Below are 4,024 nucleotides of genomic sequence, written 5' to 3' on the forward strand. Positions count from 1 at the left end.
TTCTGTCCACTCGGCCAGAAGCGGCTGGCGCGCTGACGATGACGCGGCCGGGCCAGATTCGGATGCTCGGCCTCGGTGATGCCGACCTGCATGAGCAGGATCATCGTGACCATGCTGATGGCCACGATCAGGGGCGTGAGCAGCTGTGCGGCGGTGGCCCCGGTGGCATGGGCGACGTGCGCGCTGGTGTGGGCGCTCATGGAGAACATGCCGGTGTAGTGCATGCCGGTGACGGCCACACCCATCAGCAGGGCCGCCCCGACGGTGGCCGGGAAGCCGTGGATGTGCAGGGCGAACCAGAGCGCTGCGGTGGCGGCGACCACGGCGATCCCCAGTGAGGCGACCACGACGACCGGGTCGTAGACGATCTCGATGTCGGTCTTCATCGCGTACATCCCCGCGTAGTGCATGGCGGCCACGCCGAGCCCGGTGATTGCGCCGCCAACCGGCAGCGCGGCGGTGTCCCAGCTACGGCGCACGACGATCGACAGACCGAGCCACACCACGGCCATCGCCACGGCGGCGCTGAACAAGGTGATCGGGACGTTGTAGCGAATGGTCGCGCCCTGCACGGAGAAACCGAGCATGGCGATGAAGTGCATAACCCAGATGCCGGTTCCGCCGAGTGCGATCGCGGCGGCGGTGAGCCATCCGCCGTGGATGCCGGACGCGCGCGAGCGAACCATGCAACGCAGTGCCAGCATCGACCCCAGGACCGACATGAGATAGGCGAACAGCGGGGTAAGCCAGCCATAAGTGAAATGGTTGATGTTCAGCACGCTCAGCTCCTTGCACGTTTTCTCGTCGCCGGGTGTGTGCACCCTGATGGCACGGAAAATACGCTGGTAGAGAATTTGCCGTACTAGGTTTATCGAAAATGTAAAGGGTCGCTGACGGTGGGCGGGCGCGGCGCAATAGAGATGTCGATGGTGATGCGTGCCAGTCGGTTTGGTTCGTGTCCCGGATAATTCACCGCATCCGCGCGGCAACCTCCCCGGCATCCGCACAGCATCCACCGGGGTGACTATGTGACAGCACCAACTGGCAGCTGGCGGGGTTGGCTTGCTCACAGCCCTCGGGTGCAGGTGTGGAGGAATTTCCGAAACCGTGGCATTGTTGAACAGCGAGACCGGGACCGGACTATTAGGACCTGGCTCGTCTACAGGAAAGTTTTTGAAATGGCTCAGGGCATTGTGAAGTGGTTCAACAGCGAGAAGGGCTTCGGCTTCATCGCGCAAGACGGCGGAGGCCCCGACGTCTTCGTGCACTACTCGGCCGTCAGCGGCTCGGGCTTCCGCTCCCTCGATGAGGGTCAGCGTGTGGAGTTCGAGATCGGCCAGGGTCAGAAGGGCCCCCAGGCTCAGGACGTGCGCGTCCTCTGATTCCGCGCTCCCCAGCGTACGAACGTGAAGCTCCGCACCGGATGGTGCGGAGTTTCTGCTATCTCAGGGCCTCCGCGCGGAAGAACTCGTCGGTCACCGCCCGCGCCGTGCTGAGGTCGCGCGGCGCACGTGCGGTGAATGCTGTTGCGGCCCTGGCGAACTCATCGTCGATGAAGGTCGGGATCAGGGCAGGCGGTGCACCGGCCCCCATTTCGCGGGTGCGCGACTTCAGGTCGGTCAGTTCGGTGATCGCCGCGACCAGATCCGCGGGCAGCTCGCACTGCGCGATCAATGTCGGCAGGTGCATGGGCGCCACCGCCGCGTCGGGATGCTCGCGCAACCAGCGCAGCGCCATCGCCGGGCGCAGCGAGTAGAACACCTTCTTCAATCCACCACTGCGGGCGTAGAGCCCCCACTGGCGCGCACCCAGGTGCAGATAATGACGGGCGATGCGGTCGCGATCGGCCACCTGAACCGCGACATCACGCAGCCGGGCGCGGAAATCCTCGTCGCCTCGGTACACGATGGGTGACATCAGCCACTCCACGAGCACCGCGTTGCCCTGCACCAGCAGGCGCAACGCCTTGGCCAGATCCCAGCCGTTCACATCGAGCAGGCCGAGCAGCGGGGTCTCGATCACATCGCGGGTGCGCCAGGGCGACAGGTACGTCTCCAGGCCCGCGACGTAGACGAACCGGCAGTCGTAGTCCGAATCGGGGGAAGGGAAACCCCAAGCCCGACTTCCGCTTTCGATGGCCAACCGGATACGCACGCCGTGCTCGGCCGCCACCCGGTCGAGCTCGGCGTCGACGGCGGCCACCACGGCCGGATCCATCGACTCGGGGACGGTGCGCAACGACATGCGGTGATGTTAAGGGGCGCGGTGCCCAGCGTTCACCCGGTTTTCGGCAGGGGGGTAAGGGCACCCGAACCCCGGCGACTATTCTGGGCCCCGGTAACTGCCGACCCCTTTCTTCCCCAGGAGTACCCCACAGTGAGCCAAGCAGGCCGTCCTGTAGTTCTGATCGCCGACAAGCTCGCCCAGTCGACCGTCGACGCGCTCGGTGACGGTGTCGAGGTTCGCTGGGTCGACGGCCCCGACCGCCCGGCACTGCTCGCCGCGGTCCCCGAGGCCGACGCGCTGCTCGTGCGTTCCGCCACCACCGTCGACGCCGAGGTGCTCGACGCGGGCAAGAAGCTCCAGATCGTCGCCCGCGCGGGTGTCGGCCTCGACAACGTCGACGTGCCCGCCGCCACCGAGCGTGGCGTGATGGTCGTGAACGCGCCGACCTCCAACATCCACACCGCCGCCGAGCACGCCGTCACCCTGCTGCTCGCCGCCGCCCGTCAGATCCCGGCCGCCGACGCGACCCTGCGGGAGAAGACCTGGCAGCGCAGCAAGTTCAACGGTGTCGAGATCTTCGGCAAGACCGTCGGTGTGATCGGCCTCGGCCGGATCGGTCAGCTCTTCGCCGCCCGCCTGGCCGCGTTCGAGACCAAGATCGTCGCCTACGACCCCTACGTGTCGCCCGCCAAGGCCGCCCAGCTCGGCATCGAGCTGCTCACCCTCGACGAGGTGCTGCAGCGTGCCGACTTCATCTCGGTGCACCTGCCCAAGACCCCCGAGACCAAGGGCCTGCTCAACGCCGAGCGTCTCGCGCTCACCAAGCCGGGCGTCGTCATCGTCAACGCCGCGCGCGGTGGGCTGATCGACGAACAGGCGCTGGCCGACGCGATCACCAAGGGTCACGTGCGTGCCGCTGGCCTCGACGTGTTCGAGACCGAGCCGTGCACCGACTCGCCGCTGTTCGACCTGCCGCAGGTCGTCGTGACCCCGCACCTGGGTGCCTCCACCTCCGAGGCGCAGGACCGCGCGGGCACCGATGTCGCCAAGTCGGTGCTGCTCGCGCTGGCCGGTGAGTTCGTGCCGGGTGCGGTGAACGTCACCGGTGGTGCCGTGAACGACGAGGTCGCCCCCTGGCTCGACGTCGTCCGCAAGCAGGGCGCGCTGCTCGGTGCCATCGCCAACGAGCTGCCCGTGAGTATCGAGGTGCAGGTGCGCGGCGAGCTGGCCGCCCAGGACGTGGCCGTGCTCGAGCTGTCGGCGCTGCGCGGTGTGTTCTCGGCGCTGGTCGAGGACCAGGTCACCTTCGTCAACGCGCCGTCGCTGGCCAAGGAGCGGGGCATCACCGCCACCGTCACCACCGCCACCGAGAGCCCCAACCACCGCAGCATGGTCGACCTGCGCGCGGTGTTCGGCGACGGGTCCACCCTGAACGTGGCCGGGTCGCTCACCGAGCCCGCCCAGGTGGAGAAGATCGTCAACATCAACGGCCGCAACTACGACATGCGGGCCGAGGGGCTGAACCTGGCCGTGCTGAACTACGGCGACAAGCCGGGCGCGCTGGGCAAGATCGGTACTCTGCTCGGTGAGGCGGAGATCGACATTCTGGCTGCTCAGTTGAGTCAGGATGTGGACGCTGAGGGTGCGACCGTGGTGCTTCGGGTGAACCGTGAGGTGCCTGCTGAGGTGCGGGCGGCGATCGGTGAGGCTGTTGGTGCTGCCAAGGTTGTGCTGGTTGATTTGAGCTGACCGTTGGGTGGGCGTCGACACTCGAGTGGAGGCGCCCACTGTGTTTGTT

At 66.9% G+C, this 4,024-nt stretch carries 4 protein-coding genes; 2 read left to right on the plus strand and 2 right to left on the minus strand.

Annotation, left to right across the window (positions count from 1 at the left end; translation table 11 throughout):
* Nucleotides 1-779: MHYT domain-containing protein (locus tag NC7_RS26910; RefSeq protein ID WP_067988390.1), on the minus strand; the 779-nt coding region annotated here is incomplete at its 3' end.
* A 399-nt stretch (nucleotides 780-1,178) separates the two neighbouring features.
* On the opposite strand from NC7_RS26910, the gene NC7_RS26915 reads away from it, so the two are divergent.
* Entirely contained in the window at nucleotides 1,179-1,382 is a 204-nt protein-coding gene (locus NC7_RS26915) for a cold-shock protein (RefSeq protein ID WP_014987157.1), read from the plus strand.
* Between the two features lie 58 nt (nucleotides 1,383-1,440).
* Here NC7_RS26915 and NC7_RS26920 read toward each other — a convergent pair whose 3' ends face one another.
* Nucleotides 1,441-2,244: a nucleotidyltransferase domain-containing protein gene (locus NC7_RS26920; protein ID WP_067988385.1), complete on the minus strand. Its 804-nt coding sequence runs from the start codon at nucleotides 2,242-2,244 to the stop codon at nucleotides 1,441-1,443.
* 132 nt (nucleotides 2,245-2,376) lie between these two features.
* Here NC7_RS26920 and serA point away from each other — a divergent pair, with 132 nt between their 5' ends.
* Nucleotides 2,377-3,975: a phosphoglycerate dehydrogenase gene (serA, locus tag NC7_RS26925; RefSeq protein WP_067988387.1), complete on the plus strand. Its 1,599-nt coding sequence runs from the start codon at nucleotides 2,377-2,379 to the stop codon at nucleotides 3,973-3,975.
* Nucleotides 3,976-4,024 lie beyond the last annotated feature (49 nt).

This window comes from Nocardia caishijiensis NBRC 108228, from assembly GCF_001612825.1.
GTDB classification, from domain to species: domain Bacteria; phylum Actinomycetota; class Actinomycetes; order Mycobacteriales; family Mycobacteriaceae; genus Nocardia; species Nocardia caishijiensis.